At 49.3% G+C, this 16166-nt stretch carries 20 protein-coding genes and 1 tRNA gene; 14 read left to right on the top strand and 7 right to left on the bottom strand.

What is annotated here, in order from left to right; genetic code table 11:
• Positions 1 to 10: 10 nt before the first annotated feature.
• The 8 genes from paaB to obgE all read left to right on the top strand — a co-directional run bounded on the left by paaB (position 11) and on the right by obgE (position 4995).
• Positions 11 to 364 (top strand): 1,2-phenylacetyl-CoA epoxidase subunit PaaB, encoded by a 354-nt coding sequence (gene paaB / locus M4J38_RS04925; protein WP_251758418.1) that lies wholly within the window; start codon positions 11 to 13, stop codon positions 362 to 364.
• 26 nt (positions 365 to 390) lie between these two features.
• Entirely contained in the window at positions 391 to 1137 is a 747-nt protein-coding gene (gene paaC / locus M4J38_RS04920; protein WP_251758417.1) for a 1,2-phenylacetyl-CoA epoxidase subunit PaaC, read from the top strand.
• Between the two features lie 3 nt (positions 1138 to 1140).
• Positions 1141 to 1635, top strand: a complete 495-nt coding sequence (gene paaD, locus M4J38_RS04915; RefSeq protein ID WP_251758416.1) for a 1,2-phenylacetyl-CoA epoxidase subunit PaaD — start codon at positions 1141 to 1143, stop codon at positions 1633 to 1635.
• 17 nt (positions 1636 to 1652) lie between these two features.
• Complete coding sequence (locus M4J38_RS04910; RefSeq protein WP_251758415.1) at positions 1653 to 2429, top strand: enoyl-CoA hydratase-related protein; 777 nt, start codon at positions 1653 to 1655, stop codon at positions 2427 to 2429.
• 7 nt (positions 2430 to 2436) lie between these two features.
• A complete protein-coding gene (locus tag M4J38_RS04905; protein ID WP_251758414.1) occupies positions 2437 to 2841 on the top strand; it encodes a PaaI family thioesterase in 405 nt (134 codons plus the stop codon).
• A 175-nt stretch (positions 2842 to 3016) separates the two neighbouring features.
• Complete coding sequence (locus tag M4J38_RS04900) at positions 3017 to 3616, top strand: transferase hexapeptide repeat family protein (protein ID WP_254004470.1); 600 nt, start codon at positions 3017 to 3019, stop codon at positions 3614 to 3616.
• The gene (locus M4J38_RS04895) at positions 3613 to 3939 is read left to right on the top strand and encodes a multidrug efflux SMR transporter (protein ID WP_251758412.1); all 327 of its coding nucleotides are present in this window, start codon (positions 3613 to 3615) and stop codon (positions 3937 to 3939) included. The genes M4J38_RS04900 and M4J38_RS04895 overlap by 4 nt, the downstream gene beginning before the upstream one ends.
• 48 nt (positions 3940 to 3987) lie before the next feature.
• A complete protein-coding gene (gene obgE / locus M4J38_RS04890) occupies positions 3988 to 4995 on the top strand; it encodes a GTPase ObgE (protein ID WP_251758411.1) in 1008 nt (335 codons plus the stop codon).
• On the opposite strand, the gene paaE is transcribed toward obgE, so the two are convergent.
• From paaE to M4J38_RS04865, 5 genes are all read right to left on the bottom strand, one after another.
• Positions 4992 to 6068, bottom strand: a complete 1077-nt coding sequence (gene paaE / locus M4J38_RS04885) for a 1,2-phenylacetyl-CoA epoxidase subunit PaaE (protein ID WP_251758410.1) — start codon at positions 6066 to 6068, stop codon at positions 4992 to 4994. The two genes, obgE and paaE, sit on opposite strands and share 4 nt — an antisense overlap.
• 5 nt (positions 6069 to 6073) lie before the next feature.
• Positions 6074 to 6664: a TetR/AcrR family transcriptional regulator gene (locus tag M4J38_RS04880; RefSeq protein ID WP_251758409.1), complete on the bottom strand. Its 591-nt coding sequence runs from the start codon at positions 6662 to 6664 to the stop codon at positions 6074 to 6076.
• 49 nt (positions 6665 to 6713) lie between these two features.
• Complete coding sequence (gene recR, locus M4J38_RS04875; RefSeq protein ID WP_251758408.1) at positions 6714 to 7331, bottom strand: recombination mediator RecR; 618 nt, start codon at positions 7329 to 7331, stop codon at positions 6714 to 6716.
• A gap of 13 nt (positions 7332 to 7344) precedes the next feature.
• Positions 7345 to 8766 carry an Ig-like domain-containing protein gene (locus M4J38_RS04870; protein ID WP_251758407.1) on the bottom strand — a complete coding sequence of 474 codons (1422 nt, stop codon included), beginning with the start codon at positions 8764 to 8766 and terminating at the stop codon, positions 7345 to 7347.
• 77 nt (positions 8767 to 8843) lie between these two features.
• Positions 8844 to 12014 carry an ATP-dependent DNA helicase gene (locus M4J38_RS04865; protein WP_251758406.1) on the bottom strand — a complete coding sequence of 1057 codons (3171 nt, stop codon included), beginning with the start codon at positions 12012 to 12014 and terminating at the stop codon, positions 8844 to 8846.
• A gap of 59 nt (positions 12015 to 12073) precedes the next feature.
• Between M4J38_RS04865 and M4J38_RS04860 the strand changes: the two genes are divergently transcribed.
• A complete protein-coding gene (locus tag M4J38_RS04860) occupies positions 12074 to 12547 on the top strand; it encodes an SRPBCC family protein (protein ID WP_251758405.1) in 474 nt (157 codons plus the stop codon).
• A 4-nt stretch (positions 12548 to 12551) separates the two neighbouring features.
• Here M4J38_RS04860 and M4J38_RS04855 read toward each other — a convergent pair whose 3' ends face one another.
• Positions 12552 to 13202 carry a lipopolysaccharide assembly protein LapB gene (locus M4J38_RS04855; protein ID WP_251758404.1) on the bottom strand — a complete coding sequence of 217 codons (651 nt, stop codon included), beginning with the start codon at positions 13200 to 13202 and terminating at the stop codon, positions 12552 to 12554.
• A gap of 91 nt (positions 13203 to 13293) precedes the next feature.
• Here M4J38_RS04855 and M4J38_RS04850 point away from each other — a divergent pair.
• Together M4J38_RS04850 and M4J38_RS04845 are read left to right on the top strand one after the other, a co-directional pair.
• Positions 13294 to 13368: transfer RNA gene (locus tag M4J38_RS04850), tRNA-Arg, on the top strand.
• Positions 13369 to 13652: 284 nt separating this feature from the next.
• Positions 13653 to 13997, top strand: coding sequence for a Fic/DOC family N-terminal domain-containing protein (locus M4J38_RS04845; protein WP_251758403.1), 345 nt, complete (start codon positions 13653 to 13655; stop codon positions 13995 to 13997).
• A 191-nt stretch (positions 13998 to 14188) separates the two neighbouring features.
• Here M4J38_RS04845 and M4J38_RS04840 read toward each other — a convergent pair whose 3' ends face one another.
• Positions 14189 to 14440 carry a TlpA disulfide reductase family protein gene (locus tag M4J38_RS04840; protein WP_251758402.1) on the bottom strand — a complete coding sequence of 84 codons (252 nt, stop codon included), beginning with the start codon at positions 14438 to 14440 and terminating at the stop codon, positions 14189 to 14191.
• 119 nt (positions 14441 to 14559) lie between these two features.
• On the opposite strand from M4J38_RS04840, the gene M4J38_RS04835 reads away from it, so the two are divergent.
• The 3 genes from M4J38_RS04835 to M4J38_RS04825 are packed head-to-tail and all read left to right on the top strand — an operon-like array spanning position 14560 to position 16065.
• Positions 14560 to 14793 carry a helix-turn-helix transcriptional regulator gene (locus tag M4J38_RS04835; protein ID WP_251758401.1) on the top strand — a complete coding sequence of 78 codons (234 nt, stop codon included), beginning with the start codon at positions 14560 to 14562 and terminating at the stop codon, positions 14791 to 14793.
• The gene (locus M4J38_RS04830) at positions 14780 to 15109 is read left to right on the top strand and encodes a HipA N-terminal domain-containing protein (protein ID WP_251758400.1); all 330 of its coding nucleotides are present in this window, start codon (positions 14780 to 14782) and stop codon (positions 15107 to 15109) included. Before M4J38_RS04835 ends, M4J38_RS04830 begins: the two co-directional genes overlap by 14 nt.
• The gene (locus M4J38_RS04825) at positions 15109 to 16065 is read left to right on the top strand and encodes a HipA domain-containing protein (protein ID WP_251758399.1); all 957 of its coding nucleotides are present in this window, start codon (positions 15109 to 15111) and stop codon (positions 16063 to 16065) included. The genes M4J38_RS04830 and M4J38_RS04825 overlap by 1 nt, the downstream gene beginning before the upstream one ends.
• The last annotated feature ends 101 nt before the right edge of the window (positions 16066 to 16166 follow it).

Genomic DNA, 16166 nt, shown 5'->3' with positions numbered 1-16166 from the left:
TATGCAGCTTATGTTTCAACCGATCAACATACACCGTTCTCCGGAAACGAATTCCGGCCCCGGAAACAACGCCACACCCGGCGGCAACGAATGGCCGCTCTGGGAAGTATTCATCCGCAGCCGCCAGGGCCTCGACCATAAACATGTAGGTAGCCTACATGCCGCCGATGCACAAATGGCCATAGAAAATGCCCGGGATGTATACACCCGTCGCATGGAAGGCGTAAGTATATGGGTGGTGGAAAGTAAATTCATCCATGCTTCCAGTCCCGATGAAGCCGCTTCGCTTTACGAACCCGCCAACGATAAAGTGTACAGGCACCCTACATTTTATGACCTGCCCGATGAACTGAAACACATGTAGGGAATGCAGTATTCAAAATTAAAATTATGGCACTTCTCCAATACGTACTCTCCCTCGCCGATACCGCACTGATAGCAGGCCACCGCAACAGTGAATGGACCGGCCACGGACCCATTCTGGAACAGGATATCGCACTCTCCAACATTGCGCTCGACCAGGTAGGGCAGGCAAGAATGTTGTACCAGTACGCGGCCCTGCTTACAGGTGATGGCGCTACGGAAGATACGCTTGCTTATCTGCGTGATGCCCGGGAATACAAAAACTGCCTGCTGGTGGAATTGCCTAACGGTCATTGGGGCAACACAATTTTGAAGCAGTTCTTCCTCAGCGCATATCAATTTCCGTTATACGACCAGCTGAGGAAATCTGAAGACGCGCAACTCGCCGCTATCGCCGAAAAATCTATCCGTGAAGTTACTTACCACCTGCGCTGGAGCAGCGAATGGGTGATAAGGCTCGGGGATGGCACAACAGAAAGTAAAACAAAAATGCAGGAGGCGCTCAACGAACTCTGGCGCTATACCGGAGAATTTTTCACACCCGCGCCTTATGAAGAAACGCTGGCTGCTTCCAATAATGCTGCTGATCTTTCCCAACTGAAAACTGACTTTACACAACGTGTGGAGCAGGTGCTTTCCGAGGCCACACTAACTATTCCTCCAAACCAACCCTGGCAAACGGGCGGAAAAACGGGCATCCATACCGAACACCTGGGTTTCCTGCTCGCCGAAATGCAATTCCTTCAAAGGGCTTATCCCGGTAATGAATGGTAAAACATGGAAAATGCCGATAAACATATTATACTCGGATGGCTCGATGAAGTGAAGGATCCTGAAGTACCGGTGCTCTCCATCACCGACCTCGGTATTGTACGGGCCCTCGACTGGGAAAACGGGAAACTGATCGTATCCATCACACCTACATACAGCGGATGCCCGGCAATGGAGGTGATAGCCGCTGGGATCAAGATGCTCCTTGCCGAAAAAGGCATCGCGGCCACCGAAGTAAGGACCGTGCTCTCCCCCGCATGGACCACCGACTGGATGACAGAGAAAGGAAAGCAGGCCTTGAAAGCCTACGGCATCGCGCCACCCAATCCTGTACAACAGGTATGCTCACCCGAAGCCTTCGTAATGGAAGAACAGGTGGCTTGCCCGCGCTGCGGCGCCTCGGCTACCACCCAGGTGAGCCGCTTCGGATCCACGGCCTGCAAAGCGTTGTACCAATGCGATGTGTGTAAGGAACCGTTCGATTACTTCAAGTGTCATTAAATAACTACATTCGGAACATGGAACCTGTATTGCTTGATAAAAACGGCGCGGTTGCCCGCATTGCCCTCAACCGTCCCGATAAACTTAATTCCTTCAACAGGGCAATGGCTTTCGCCCTTCAGGATGCTTTAAAAGATTGCGCTGAAGACAACACCATCCGAGCTATCGTAATAACCGGAAATGGAAAAGCGTTCAGCGCCGGCCAGGACCTGGCCGAAGTGACCGATCCCAACGGCCCCGGCATGGAAAAGATTTTAAGTGAACATTATAACCCTATTATACTCGCCATAAGGAATATGCCGAAACCTGTAGTTGCCGCTGTGAATGGCGTAGCGGCAGGTGCAGGCGCCAACATTGCCCTGGCCTGCGATATTGTCCTGGCTTCGGAAGAGGCGGCTTTCATCCAGGCTTTTTCAAGGATCGGACTGGTGCCAGACAGCGGCGGAACCTGGTTCCTGCCACGGCTGGTAGGCTGGCAACGTGCCTTGGCCCTCGCCATCACCGGCGATAAAGTAACGGCAAAGGAAGCACAACAAATGGGTATGATCTATAAAGCGCTGCCTGCTGAAAGCTTTCAGGCTGAAACTGAAACCCTCGTTAATAAACTCGCCGCAATGCCCACCAAAGCGGTTGCGTTCATCAAAGATGCATTGGAGCGATCCTGGCAGAATACTTTGGAAACGCAACTGGCCATAGAAGATGTGCTGCAACAGAAAGCCGCCGCCACAAACGACTTTAAAGAAGGTGTTGCCGCCTTCCTCGAAAAACGACACCCCTTATTCACCGGAAACTAAACCAGCTATGACCGCAACAGAAATCATCAATGCCATGATGGAAAAGGATGCTTTCAGCCAATGGATGCACCTCGAACGGCTGGAAGAAAGCGCCGGTTCCTGCACACTGCAAATGAAAGTGGCGCCTTCCATGTGCAATGGCTTCGGCGTGGCCCATGGCGGCACATTGTATTCCTTCGCGGATAGCTGTGTTGCGTTCGCCGTGAATGCGCTGGGAGAAGTAGCAGTTTCCGTGGAAACATCCATCTCTCATTTATTGCCCGCCAAACCCGGAGATGTGCTGACCTGTACTTCTAATGAAGAACGTGTAAGCGCGCGGATGGCCGTTTATACCGCCACCATCACCAATGAGGCGAACCAGAAGGTGGCGCTTTTTAAAGGGGTGTATTTCCGTACCGGGAAAAGCTGGTAATATTTTGTTGTGGTGCCGTGGGTTTGATCCGGTATGCGATACCCGGTTATTGCTGTGCAATGAGAATTATGCAGCGCATATTTATTCAATGCCATAACAGATACAGTGATAAAACGGCAGGTGTTCAGTGAAAAAACGGAGCTTCTTTGCCATACGGAATGATTAATTTGCAACCATGTTTTACGCGTTCAAGGGATTTCGGCCGGTCGTTCATCCATCTGCGTTTGTGCATCCAACTGCTGTGGTTACAGGGAATGTAATCATCGGGAAGCGGGTGTACATTGGTCCCGGCGCTGCGCTTCGGGGCGATTGGGGCGCGGTGGTGGTGGAAGATGGTTGTAATGTACAGGAGAACTGCACCCTGCACATGTTTCCGGGCAAGCGGGTGGTGCTGCGAGAAGGTGCGCACATCGGACATGGTGCCGTGATCCATGGTGCGGAGGTGGGAAGGAATACGTTGGTGGGGATGAACGCGGTGGTGATGGACGATGTGGTGATAGGCGAAGAATGTATTATAGGGGCGTTGAGTTTTATCCGTGCGGGAGAACAGGTGGCGCCACGGAGCCTGATGGCAGGAAACCCGGCAAGACTGATCAAACAGGTGTCGGAGGAAATGTTGCAATGGAAGACCCAGGGAACGGCTTTATACCAGGCCCTCCCGGATGAGATGCGTGCATCCTGGGAACCTTGTGAGCCACTGCCCGAGGTGGAACCGGATCGTCCATCGCAGGAAGTATTGTACCAAACCTGGAAAGAACTGAATACAAAGCAATGAACTGGATCATCCTAATTATAGCCGGCTTCTTTGAAGTAGGCTTCGCCACCTGCCTGGGAAAGGCGCGCGAAACATCGGGCAGTACAGCCGCCTGGTGGATGGCAGGCTTTTTTGTTTGCCTCATCATCAGTATGTATGGACTATACAAGGCTACGCAGACGTTGCCCATCGGCACGGCGTATGCGGTTTGGACCGGCATCGGGGCGGTAGGATCCGTACTGATGGGGATATTTGTTTTCAAAGAACCTGCAGATGCCTGGCGCTTGTTTTTCCTGACCACCCTAATCGCCTCCATCATCGGGCTGAAAGTGGTTTCGCACTAAAGGCGGTAATAATTTAATACTTTCGCAGTTCCGGGAGGAACGAGTGTAATGGAAAAAACAAACTTTGTAGATCAGATCAGGATATTCTGCCGCTCCGGACACGGAGGTGCGGGCAGTAAACATTTTATGCGGACCAAATTCAACGCCATGGCTGGTCCTGATGGCGGAGACGGTGGCCGGGGCGGACACGTTATTCTTCGTGGCAACAGTCAGTTGTGGACCCTCCTTCACCTTCGTTATTTCAAGAATGTGATCGCGGAAAACGGTACGAATGGTAGTGGCAACAACAGTTCCGGGCGCTTCGGGAAGGATGTGTATATAGACGTGCCGTTGGGTACAGTGGCACGGGATGAAGAAACCGGAGAACAGGAAGCCGAAATTCTCGAGGATGGCCAGGAAATCATCTGGATGCCCGGCGGAAGAGGGGGCCTGGGGAACAGTAATTTTAAAACGCCTACCAACCAGGCACCTGAATATGCACAACCGGGTGAGCCTGGAATTGAAGGATGGAAGGTGCTGGAACTGAAAGTATTGGCCGACGTGGGATTGGTAGGTTTCCCCAATGCCGGGAAATCGACACTGCTCAGTACCATCACGGCGGCAAAACCTAAAATAGCCGATTACGCTTTTACTACGCTTACCCCGCAACTGGGGATGGTGGAATACCGTAACGAGCGTTCTTTCTGCATCGCCGATCTTCCTGGTATCATAGAAGGTGCGGCGGAAGGAAAAGGGCTGGGGCACCGCTTTCTCCGGCACATTGAGCGGAACTCCGTATTGTTGTTCCTGATCCCCGCCGATAGTGCGGACCACCGCAAAGAGTTCAACATCCTCAAGAAGGAACTGGAAGAATACAACCCGGAAATGCTCCATAAAAAGTTCATCATCGCCATCTCAAAAAGTGATATGCTGGACGATGAACTGAAAGAAGCCATCAGCAGGGAACTGCCGAAAGATATTCCGCACCTGTTCATATCATCCGTAACACAACTCGGGTTACAGCAGCTGAAAGATGTATTGTGGGAAGCTTTGAATGAAAAGACGATGGCTGGTTAACGCTGGTCGAAGTCGATTTCCACTTCATCGCTGCGGGGATGCGCCTGGCAGGTTAATACAAACCCTGCCGCGAGTTCATCCTTTTCCAATGCGTAGTTGATGTCCATGTCCACTTCGCCTTTTACTACTTTCGCGCGGCAGGTACAGCATACCCCGCCTTTGCAGGCGAAGGGCAGGTCGGCTCCTTTGGCCAGTGCGGCATCCAGCACCGAAATACCGTTCCAGGGAAGATCGAAGGAGAAGGCGTTGCCATCCAGTCGGATGGTGACCTTGCTTGTTTTACCCTGATTTTCTTTAAAAGTGATTGGCTTGATGTCGTTGGTTTGTCCGGGTGTGTTGAACAATTCGAAATGAATCTTCGCTTTGTCGACGCCGATTGCTTCAAGCGATTCTTTTACAGCGAAGATCATGGTTTCAGGTCCGCAAAGGTAGATGGCGTGCATCTGTAGTGGATCGATGAGTTTATGGAACAGTTGCAGGCATTTTTCAGCATCTATCCTGCCGTTGCCAATTGGAGTGTCTGATTGCTCCCTGCTCAGGATATGGACCACGCGGAACCTGGAAACGTATTTGTTCTTCAATGCCTCCAGAGCTTCGCGGAAGATGATGCTGCCCCGGTTCCTGTTGCCGTATACCAATGTAAAACTGCTTTGTGGCTCCGTTACCAGTGTGGTTTTGATCAGCGACAATACCGGTGTGATCCCGCTTCCCGCAGCGAAAGCAAGGTAATTCCTTTTCGTACCTGGATCCAGCGGTGTAAAGAAGCGTCCGGTGGGCGGCATCACTTCCAGCACATCACCGGGTTTCAGCTTTTTGTTGGCGAGGCCCGAGAAGGCGCCGTTAAAAACTTCTTTGATCGCCACCCGCAATTCGTTTTCAGAAGGAGCGGCGCAGATCGAGTAGGACCTTCTGATCTCCTCCCCGTTTACCTGTGCGCGCAACGTGATGTTCTGGCCCTGGATGAAACGGAAAGTGTCTGCCAGTGCTTCGGGTATATCGAAGGCGATGGAAACGCACTCGGGTGTTTCTCTTCTTATGTCTTTGATCGTGAGGGGATGAAAATGTACGGCCACGGCAATTATTTCTTTATTCCTTCAATGAGATACTTCACCATGTTGTCCTCCATTGTTTCAGGGGGAATGGACTTACGCGAGCGTTGCCATGATTCCAGTCCGCTGATGGCGGAGAGGATGGTGAGCACGGCCACGTAGGGTTCAATGTTTTTCATCTCTCCCTGTTGTATGCCTTTTTCGATGAGTGCCCCGAGCCTTTTCCGGTAACTCCGCCGCTGGTTGAGGAAGTTGGACAGATAGGGTTCCGGAAGGTGCCGCCATTCATGATCGGAGATGTACACATTTTCATACTGGTCCAGCATCATCCGTATATGAAAACGGATGATCGCTTCCAGCTTATGCAACGCGGGTTCCTCACTGTGTTCGATGGCATCGATATGGGTGATGAACTGGTTGGCCACCCGGAAACAGATTTCCTGGAGCAACTCGGCTTTGGATTGAATATGGTTGTACAGACTGGCGGCTTCCACGCCTACTTTTTCGGCGAGGTCGCGCATGGAGGTGGCGCTGAAACCTTTTTCGCGGAAAAGATGGGAGGCGGTCTCAATAATGGCTTCCTTCTTCGTGCTGTTTTTGCGGCTTTTAATCTTAGACATACCTTCCAAAGATAAGTCAAAAAAGCTAACAGTCGTTAGGGTTTGCTGGCTACTTCCCTACATATTTCTCTACAGGTAAACGGTTGGCGATGGAGCGGGCGAGGGTCATCTCATCGGCGTATTCCAGTTCTCCCCCAAAAGAAATACCCCTTGCGATGGTGGTGATATTCACCGGGAAGGGCTGGAGTTTTTTCTGGATATAATAAATGGTGGTATCACCCTGAATGTTCGGGTTTAAAGCAAAAATGAGTTCACGTGTACCTTCTGTGCCAACCCTTTTCACCAGTGATTCTATGTTCAGCTGATCGGGGCCCACGCCGTCAAGTGGTGAAATCACCCCACCCAAAACATGGTATGTACCACTGAATTGCTGGGTGCTTTCAATAGCGATCACATCACGGATGTTCTCCACCACGCAAATGGTATCCTGTTTCCGGAGCGGATTGCTGCAGATACCGCAGGTATCGGTATCGGAGATATTGAAACAACGTTTGCAGAATTTTATTTCCTGGCGCATCTTAACGATGGCTTCGCCGAACCGGCTGGCATGTTCGGGGTCCTGCTTCAACAGGTGTAGCACCAGGCGGAGCGCGGTTTTTTTACCGATGCCGGGCAATTTACTGAACTCCGCGACGGCGTTTTCGAGCAGGGAAGATGGAAACTGCATGGCGCAAAGATAGTTACAATTCTATGGAGAGTTCGTTGTCCCAATTGGCTTTTACCGATAGTTTCTTTTCGTAGGGACGCACCTTTTCCGGTTGTTTTCGTCCGCCGAAAAAGCTGCCGGGATCCCATTTGCCGTTGTTGTTTTCATCTATCAGTATCCGGAGTTCATATTCGCCGGGCGGGAAAAGTTCCCTGTACACCACACCTGCCGAAACCGGTATGGACGCTTTTACTTCATTGTTGGCCACCAGTTGCAATACGAGCGGTGTGCCGGCTGAATTGTAATTGGTGAACCGGAGTCGCAGGCTGCCGTAATCGCGTTTGCGTTTGGTGGTGAATGTAAGCGTATCGGTGGGCAGTGACCCGCCCAGTGAATCGATGACCGAGCCTTCGGTAGAAAGCAGGTTGAACCCGGTTTCCGCGGGCCACGGATAGGTGAGCGTAAGTATGGTGCGGGATGTGTCAAACGAGTAAGTATACCCAGCCACCGGTTTATACGTGGAATCGGTCAATTGCAGTTTTGTGGAATCGAAGGTGGCGATGGGCCGGGGGAAAGTGAGTGTCAGCGCTTTCAGCAGGTCCATCTGTTGTCCATCTAGATTGGGCTGGAAGCGCAAGGTGGAATCTTTTTTGCTGAGTTGTGGTTTGGCGCCGGGTTTCGTGGCTTTCGGCTTCTCTTTTTTGCTTTCTTTTTCTTCCACGTAAGCGAACAGTTCGATGTTCTCGTTCGCGGCGGCGGTATTGATGATTGAGTCGCTGAACGCGAACATTTGGTCGGGCTTCATATATCTTCCCATGCCGCTCTCATCTTTCAGGGCGTACAGTTTGAACTGGCCCGGGGGCAGGTTCCTGAAGGTAAATGCTCCTTTGTTGTTCACCCGGGTATAATAACGGGGCTTCTCCTTTACAACGGCGGAATCGTCCAGGTTACGGTGGAGCATCACCATCAGTGTGGTGTCGGTTTTGCCGTCTTCGGCGAGGGTGATTTTACCAGACAAGCTTAGTGAGTCGAGGTAATTGCCGGTGGAGAAAGTATAACGGAAGTTTTTAAAGGGATTGCCTTCGTTCAGGTCCTTGATGCCGTTTCCGAAATCGAGGGTGTACGTGGTGTTTTCGTCCAGGGTATCCTTGATGCGCACGGTAACGGTACGGAGTTTCCGGGTTACGAACGGGGTTCCTTTGAGCGTGGGGGACACGATCAGGTTCTGCTGGATATTATCGAGTTCAATGTATTCATCAAAATCGAATACGATCCTGGTTTCTTTGCCGCCTTTCAGGTTGAGGGTGGAATCGGGTGGGGAAGCCCGGAGTAATATTGGCGGCAGGGAATCGCGCGGTCCCCCGGTGGGCGCGGCCATATTGGCGCAACTCTGCAGCCAGATTAGTATTACAGCGGTGATTATACTGAAAGAAAGCCCGTTCTTTAATTGCATCATCTTACGGAAAAATATGTGCAAACTTAGGGAGATTTCACCCAGCGTACGGAAGCAGCCGGTTAATTTCTCCCTAAAGCTTACGCTTCCCCCTCATCGGGGTTCAAAGTATGCAGGCTTACGGCCAGTTCGTTCGTTTTCACAAAATTGCACCAGTGGCAGTCGGATGCGCCGCAGCCGGTGTAAAAATCGTGCGCCTGTATGCGTTCCCACACGGTTTTGATCTGTTGTTTCACGGTGGTGGTATCGGCATCGGTGATCAGCACTTTTTCCTTGCGGTATTGCTTCTTTTTATCGGGTTCAATGAAATCAAATTCGGAACTGATTACTTTCCAGTCGCGGTTCTCGTAGCCATCCACCAGGATTTTATAGAAAACGGCCTGCCGCCAGTAGTCGCCGCCGTTGGGGTCTTTTTCAGAAGGACCAGACAGTTTTTTGATCCCGTTGTCCGGGTCGCCGGATTTATAGTCCACAACGTTCACATGACTGCCGTCAAATTCGAGTTTGTCCAGTTTTCCTTTCAGCGGCACCCCATCCACTACCACGTTCCGGATATTCCTTTCCACCACCACTACTTTATTCCATTTGTCGATGTAATGCTGGTAGTAATTGGCGAGAATCTCCTTGCCATATTCCATTCTCCTTTCAAACTGTTCTTTGGTAAAACTCTCGCGGTGGCGGTACATGTACCAGGAGAAATCTTCCAGGAATACCTGCATGGGCGGGAACTGCTTGTTCATGTCCTGCATTTTCCTGAACAGTTGCTCTACGGCGTGGTGTACGGCGGATCCAAATTCGGTGGCTTCGTTTTTGGGGGAAGGAATGCGGATCAGACTTCTGAAATAAAATTCCAGCGGACATTTCAGGTAATTGCTCAATGCCGTAACGTTCATGGTAAAGCGTTCCAGCACCCGCGTAATGAATTCCGTTTCCAGTCTTTCTATCTCCGGCGCGGCTGGTTGCGAGAAGTTTACGATATTAAATTCCGCCATCGTTTCAGGGGAAACCACCGGTCTTTCCACCGGCAATGGACTTTCCTGCTGAATTTCAGCGATGAACATGGAAGGTTCCAGTTCCTTGTTATCGTCTTTGAAACGTGCGTAGGAAATGTACAAATGCTTTTCGGCCCTGGTGAGCGCCACGTAAAACAGGCGGCGCAGTTCTTCTTTGCTGTTCTCATTCCCGGAGGAACCTTCTGTGGAAGAGAACAGGGTATCGGGCATTTTATAACCACCGCCGGGCTTTCTTTTCTTCTCCCAGAAAGAAGCGTTGCAGCCAGCGAGGAAAACATATTCGTATTCCAGGCCTTTGGAGCCGTGGGCGGTAAGCAGGTTCACACCTTTGTCGTTGCCACTCACCTGCACCAGGGGCAGCACGAGTCCTTCCTTCTCCATGGTGTCCAGGGTTTCCACCAGTTGGTGCAGGCGCAGGGTCGGGTTACGGCGGGTTTCTTCCTTCACGAATTCGAACATGGCCGTGAGCACCTGCATTTGCCATACCTTATCGGGCTGTTTCAGGATGTGTGCCAGTACGCCCGCTTCGCGGATGATCTGTTCCATTAATCCCTGTAAAGTAGTATTGGGAACGGCGGCCAGCAGCGCTTCGATGATGCGGGAGGCCCTTTTCAGGTTTTCGTGGATGCCGGTGCTGAACAGTTCGCGTTGCGGCTCGGTGGATTTGGTATGCAGGTATTGCCGTAAACTGCTCCTGGGGCCCGCGCCACTGCTGTTTTTATCGGCCAGTTCCGCGGTGAGCCGGGCAATATCCACGGAAGGAATATTGAACCAGTTGATGTGCAGGATTTCGAACAGGAAGCCGTCGCCGCCATAGGTGGTATCGTGCTCCGCATCAAGGTATTTTAGTAGCCGGATCAGTTGTTGCGCCAACGGGATGGTGAACAGGTTGAGGTTTCGTTTACTGTACACCGGTACATCTCGGGCCTGGAGAAACAGCGCCAGTTCTTCGCCGTATTTGTTTTCCTTGTAAATAACGGCGATGCGCCCTGGCGGCACCAGTTTTTCTTTCACCAGTTGCGCTATTTCCAGCGTAATGGCCGTCATTTCCTGGCGGGGCGAAAGGTATTCGCGGATCACGGGGGTATGGGTAAGCTCCATGAGTCCCGGCCGACTGGAAAGCAGTTCCTTACTGAGGCCGGGCAATTGTTTCACCAGCCGTTCTTCGTTGGAATCGATCAGTTTTTTGGAAGCGTCAAGTATCGGTTGGGTGGACCGGTAGTTCTGCGTAAGCACCAATGTGCGGAGTTGCTGCTGGTAGGTATCGGCGAAGTTCAGCATATTCTCCACGTTCGCGCCCTGGAACCTGTATATCGACTGGTCATCGTCGCCCACCACAAAAATGTTCGGGGTATCCCAGTAGGCGATCAGTTGCTGCACCAGTTTATTCTGGCTGCCGCTGGTATCCTGGTATTCATCCACCAAAATATAGAGGAACTGTTCCTGGTAGCGGCGCAGCAGTGGTTCATTCTCCGAAAAAGCGCGGATCACCCAGTTGATCATATCGTCGAAATCGTAGCGGTTCTTTTGGCGCATGATTTCCTGGAAAGGTTCGAAGGCGTTCACGGCGGCCCGGAGCTTTTCGATTTTGCCTTTTTCTTCTTCAATTTTATCGGTACGGAGATCGCCTTTTTTGAATTCCTTCGTGGCCCTTTTGGTGATGTATTCTTCCCTTTCGGGCAATGAAGTGATGTATTCATCGATCTTTTGGTTCATGCCTTCAGGTGTCCATCCCTCTTTCTTCATCACGCTGAACAGGTCGGTGAGTCCCTTCATTTCGTAATACACATTGCCGCGGTACCTTTTGAGCGGATGGTTCTTTGGAAAACCATCGATCAGCTCCTTCATCATTTCAATCCTTTCCAGGTCGGAAACCGGGTCCAGTACATGCTTTTCGAACAAAGGCAGGTTCTCCTGGATCACGTCGTTGCAGAAAGCGTGGAAGGTGTAGATGTTCACTTTATAAGCGTCGGGGCCAATAAACTGCAACAGCCTTTTGCGCATGGCCACCACCCCGGCATCGGTATAAGTAAGGCAGAGTATGTTTTCGGGGCGCGTATCGGTATCCAGCAGGATCTTCGCGATCCTGGCGCCCAGGATCTGTGTTTTTCCCGTTCCCGGTCCGGCGATCACCATCACCGGTCCTTCGATGGTATCCACGGCTTTTTGCTGGGTAGGGTTGAGGGCGTTATAGGCTTGCCGGTATTGCTGCCGGAGTTCGTTGTTCATTTTCACCATAGCATAAAGTTGAACTTTTTCCGTCCAATCTTGTAAATCTATGTAAATATTTCACCCCTATGTCCGTTCATTGCATCAAAGCGGTTCAGACCATTCCCATTGGACTTGAAGCCACCTGGGATTTCTTTTCCCGTCCCGACAACCTGCAGGCCATAACGCCGGCGTACATGCGTTTTCAGATCACGAGCAAGCATCGTCCCGAACGGATGTATCCCGGCCAGATCATTGAGTATAAAGTGCGTCCGTTGCTGGGCATCCCCCTTTACTGGATGACCGAGATCACGCATGTGGTGGAAGGAAAACTATTTGTGGATGAGCAGCGGTTCGGGCCATATAGTTTATGGCACCACCAGCACCATTTCCGCGAAGTACCCAATGGTACGGAAATGACGGATATCGTGCACTACAAACTTCCATTGTGGGTATTGGGCGATCTGGCCCATACATTGTTCGTGGAGAAACAACTGGCAGATATATTTGAATACCGCCGTAAAAAAGTAGCGGAAATGTTTGGTACATTTCCGCCGTTGTAAGAAGTTATCCGGGTATCCGTGAGATGTATTTTTCGATCTCTTTGATCTGGTTGACGATCTCCGGAGTAGTGGGTTTTTCAGCTTTAGCCTTTCGGAAGAAGTCTTTCGCGGCGCGAAACTCTCTTTTGTTCATCATGATGGAGCACATCTGGAGGTAAGCTGCCGCTTTGTTCTCCTTATCGGGCAACCCTTTGCGGAGGGCGCTGCGGATGTAGTTTTCGGCCTGTTTCAGGTCGTTCCGCTGCAGGGAGAGCATCCCCATCTGCAGCAGGCTGGCGCCTTCGGCTTCTTTCATGGGCATACCCAGGTCGAGTCCTTTCTTCATCATTTTCTCGGCGCCGTCGAAATCCTGTTTCATCATGGCGATATTGCCTTTCAGCGTATAATATACCGAACGGATGGGTTTGTACAGCAGGTTGGGGAACTGAACGGAATTGAGGATTTTCTCCGCCCCGTCCATATCGCCGCTTTCCATATATTCCTGGATCAGCCGCATGGGGCCGAAGAAAAAATGGCTGAACAGCAGGATCACACCAACCAGGTACAGGGGGGACGAGGGCCAGAAACCAGCATAAACATTGGTAACCACGGCCAGAATAATGATCAGGACGGCCAGCGGAAGACGGTAACGGATGAGCGTATTGTAAAATTTCATAAATAATCCCCTTAAAAATGGATGGCAAAGATAGGGATTTGCCTTATTTTTGCGCTCCCGCCACAAAACAATAGGATTTGTAAGGTGGAATGGCCTCGTAGTTCAATGGATAGAATAGAAGTTTCCTAAACTTTAGATACAGGTTCGATTCCTGTCGAGGCTACCAGAAAAGCTACATTGCAAATTTTTAAAGCAGTGTGGCTTTTGTTTTTTGAGAAAATGCCTAGCAAGCAATGTTTGAAGTCGCATTGAATTTCGCTCGATTGTTTTCGGGCTGTAGATGTTTCTGTATAGAAAAGCTGAAGTCTTAGTTCTTCGATAGCCGCCTTAATTTTAAATTAGAGCGTGGTTGTTTAGAATCAACGATTGAAGAATCCGATGCACAATTCATATTTTACATTCATAACCATAATATCGTAAGGTTGCGTATTATGAGGAAAAAATATTTGCATGGCAATTTCAATGATACCAACCTTGCCCTTTACATACGATATTGAGAGCAAGGTTGTATTGAAAAAACTTTCTTTGGCTCATAAAGCGCTTGCAGCGTTAAATGGGGGCGCTGAAACTATCCCAAATGAAGTTATTATTCTAAATACCTTATCGCTGCAGGAAGCGAAGGATAGTTCAGCTATTGAGAACATTATCACTACGCATGATGAATTGTATAGCAGTGACACCATTGCACAACGGGCCAGCAAAAACTTAACACGTTCCGAAAACGTGTTAACAAAATTGATAAACGTTAACATGTTTTCTGCTCTGAGTGACGAAATCAAGATTTTGTTAACATGACATCAGGTGGCCAATGGGATCATCCAGCCTGGACACCCCCCATTACCCTCATCACACTATCCAACCCTCTTCCCCCGACCCCTGAACAAGATTTTCCCGCCGCTGTCAATTAGTATAAATGTCGGGAACTCTGATACCCGGAATTGCTTTGTTAATCCCTCCTGCTGTTCCATTCCTTCTTCCAAATGATCTCACACCGTTTTATTGGTATCTGCATACGCCTTAACTTTCTTCACATCATCATCAAAAGCAATACTCACGATCGCTACCTTATCCTTGTATTGCTCCGCGAACATTCTGAACTTGGGCATCAGTCCAAAACATGGGCCGCTGACACACCAGGTTCCCCAGAAATCAATAAGAACATATTTTTCAGAAAAAGGGGGAATCGTGATCTTATTCCCGGCAATAGTGGTGATTGTTAGGCCAGACTTTAATTTCACCCCCTATTTTCTATTTTTTTATACCCTTTAGGGTATATTATCTATAAATTCTCATAATTTATACCCTATAAGGTATAATTAAAATTAATAAGCTAATTTTATACCTCAAAGGGTATAAAATGAACCTCACTAAAAGATTGCCTGAATTTTTAAAGGACAAACGAAAACAGGCACGACTTACACAACCTGAACTTGCGGAAAAAGCCGGTGTCGGCCTTCGTTTTATTAGAGAACTGGAGCAAGGAAAAACATCATTACGAATGGATAAAGTAAATCAGGTGCTTAAGTTATTTGGACATGAGTTAAACCCTGTGCCCATAAACCGCCAAACTTTGATTGATGAGGAAAGCTAATGTTTTTATGCAGGATAAACTGGCAGGATACCTATCTGAAACTGATAATGGATATCACTTTATTTATGACCGGAGTTATTTACAAATTCCCGGCGCAGAAGCGGTAAGTCTAACGCTTCCACTGTCAGAAAAAGGGTATGTTAGTTCAGTAATGTTTCCCTTCTTTGATGGACTGATACCGGAGGGTTGGCTCCTGGAGGTAGCGGAAAAAAACTGGAAACTGAATCAGCGGGACAGAATGGGATTGCTACTGGCCTGTTGCCGCGATTGCATTGGAGCGGTGAGTATAGTTGAAGCACAAAACACAGAAGGATAATGCGTTGTTTATATTGCTATAAAGCACTGGAGCCCGGTCAGATAGACTTCCATCCTGCCTGTAGTCGTAAGATGTTTGGGAAACCACAGCCCCCTGTGTTGCCCTACACTGAAGAACAGATGCTTGAATTAGGCGGGGAAGTGATCAAAAGCCAGATAGCGGTTACCGGCGTGCAGCCCAAACTTTCGCTTGATATTGAAAAATCGCCCAAAGGGGATACTGAAACCAAAACCCCCGGGCGGTTCACCATCGTTGGCCTATGGGGTGGCTATATATTGAAACCTGCTACAAAACAATACCCGCACTTGCCGGAAGTTGAAGACCTGACGATGCACTTAGCGGAGCTGTCAGGTATTGCTACAGTGCCCCACACTCTTATCAGGCTGCAAAATGGAAGCCTTGCCTACATTACAAAACGAATTGACAGAGTGAAGAAAAAAAAGTTGCACATGGAAGATATGTGCCAGTTAACAGAGCGGCTGACAGAAGACAAATACAAAGGGTCGTATGAACAAATAGCAAAAGCTATTCTAAAGTATTCCGAAAATCCCGGATTAGATCTGATCAACTTTTTCCAACAGGTTATCTTTTCTTTTTTAACCGGAAATGCTGATATGCATTTGAAGAATTTTTCTTTGATCAAAGACCCGCAAACAGGCTATGTTTTGGCACCCGCGTATGATATGGTTGCTTCTGCGCTGATTGTAAAAGGTGATGCCGAAGAACTGGCATTGAATCTTAATGGCAAAAAAAGAAAATTAGGGCGGAAAGATTTCGATACAGTCTTATCCTCATTTAAAATCATCGACGATAAAGCAATAGAAAACCTGTATCAAAAATTTTCTACCAGCATTGAGCAATGGATGCAGTTTATAGCGATAAGTTTTCTTCCGGAGGAACTGAAAGATCAATACAGACTTTTGATAAAAGAAAAAGCTGCGAAGCTGAATTTATAATGGGTTACGATGAAGATAACAAATCGCACATTGTATAAATACACCTAACTAGCGGACTCACAAAAAAGCCGTCTCACCTAAGAGACGGCCCTCGTTTCCTC

The organism is Parasegetibacter sp. NRK P23 (assembly GCF_023721715.1).
Classification (GTDB): Bacteria; Bacteroidota; Bacteroidia; order Chitinophagales; family Chitinophagaceae; genus Parasegetibacter.
The sequence above is the reverse complement of the archived record's forward strand: the minus strand, read 5'-3'. Positions and strand labels throughout refer to the sequence as shown.

Coding starts and splice junctions, on each gene's coding strand:
- M4J38_RS04830 (WP_251758400.1), top strand. CDS start 14,780: ATGAGGAAAGCTAATGTTTTTATGCAGGATAAACTGGCAGGATACCTA.
- M4J38_RS04855 (WP_251758404.1), bottom strand. CDS start 13,202: ATGAAATTTTACAATACGCTCATCCGTTACCGTCTTCCGCTGGCCGTC.
- paaD (WP_251758416.1), top strand. CDS start 1,141: ATGGAAAATGCCGATAAACATATTATACTCGGATGGCTCGATGAAGTG.
- M4J38_RS04900 (WP_254004470.1), top strand. CDS start 3,017: ATGTTTTACGCGTTCAAGGGATTTCGGCCGGTCGTTCATCCATCTGCG.
- M4J38_RS04880 (WP_251758409.1), bottom strand. CDS start 6,664: ATGTCTAAGATTAAAAGCCGCAAAAACAGCACGAAGAAGGAAGCCATT.
- M4J38_RS04845 (WP_251758403.1), top strand. CDS start 13,653: ATGGCAATTTCAATGATACCAACCTTGCCCTTTACATACGATATTGAG.
- obgE (WP_251758411.1), top strand. CDS start 3,988: ATGGAAAAAACAAACTTTGTAGATCAGATCAGGATATTCTGCCGCTCC.
- M4J38_RS04835 (WP_251758401.1), top strand. CDS start 14,560: ATGAACCTCACTAAAAGATTGCCTGAATTTTTAAAGGACAAACGAAAA.
- paaB (WP_251758418.1), top strand. CDS start 11: ATGTTTCAACCGATCAACATACACCGTTCTCCGGAAACGAATTCCGGC.
- M4J38_RS04860 (WP_251758405.1), top strand. CDS start 12,074: ATGTCCGTTCATTGCATCAAAGCGGTTCAGACCATTCCCATTGGACTT.
- paaC (WP_251758417.1), top strand. CDS start 391: ATGGCACTTCTCCAATACGTACTCTCCCTCGCCGATACCGCACTGATA.
- M4J38_RS04905 (WP_251758414.1), top strand. CDS start 2,437: ATGACCGCAACAGAAATCATCAATGCCATGATGGAAAAGGATGCTTTC.
- M4J38_RS04910 (WP_251758415.1), top strand. CDS start 1,653: ATGGAACCTGTATTGCTTGATAAAAACGGCGCGGTTGCCCGCATTGCC.
- M4J38_RS04870 (WP_251758407.1), bottom strand. CDS start 8,766: ATGATGCAATTAAAGAACGGGCTTTCTTTCAGTATAATCACCGCTGTA.
- M4J38_RS04865 (WP_251758406.1), bottom strand. CDS start 12,014: ATGGTGAAAATGAACAACGAACTCCGGCAGCAATACCGGCAAGCCTAT.
- recR (WP_251758408.1), bottom strand. CDS start 7,331: ATGCAGTTTCCATCTTCCCTGCTCGAAAACGCCGTCGCGGAGTTCAGT.
- M4J38_RS04895 (WP_251758412.1), top strand. CDS start 3,613: ATGAACTGGATCATCCTAATTATAGCCGGCTTCTTTGAAGTAGGCTTC.
- M4J38_RS04825 (WP_251758399.1), top strand. CDS start 15,109: ATGCGTTGTTTATATTGCTATAAAGCACTGGAGCCCGGTCAGATAGAC.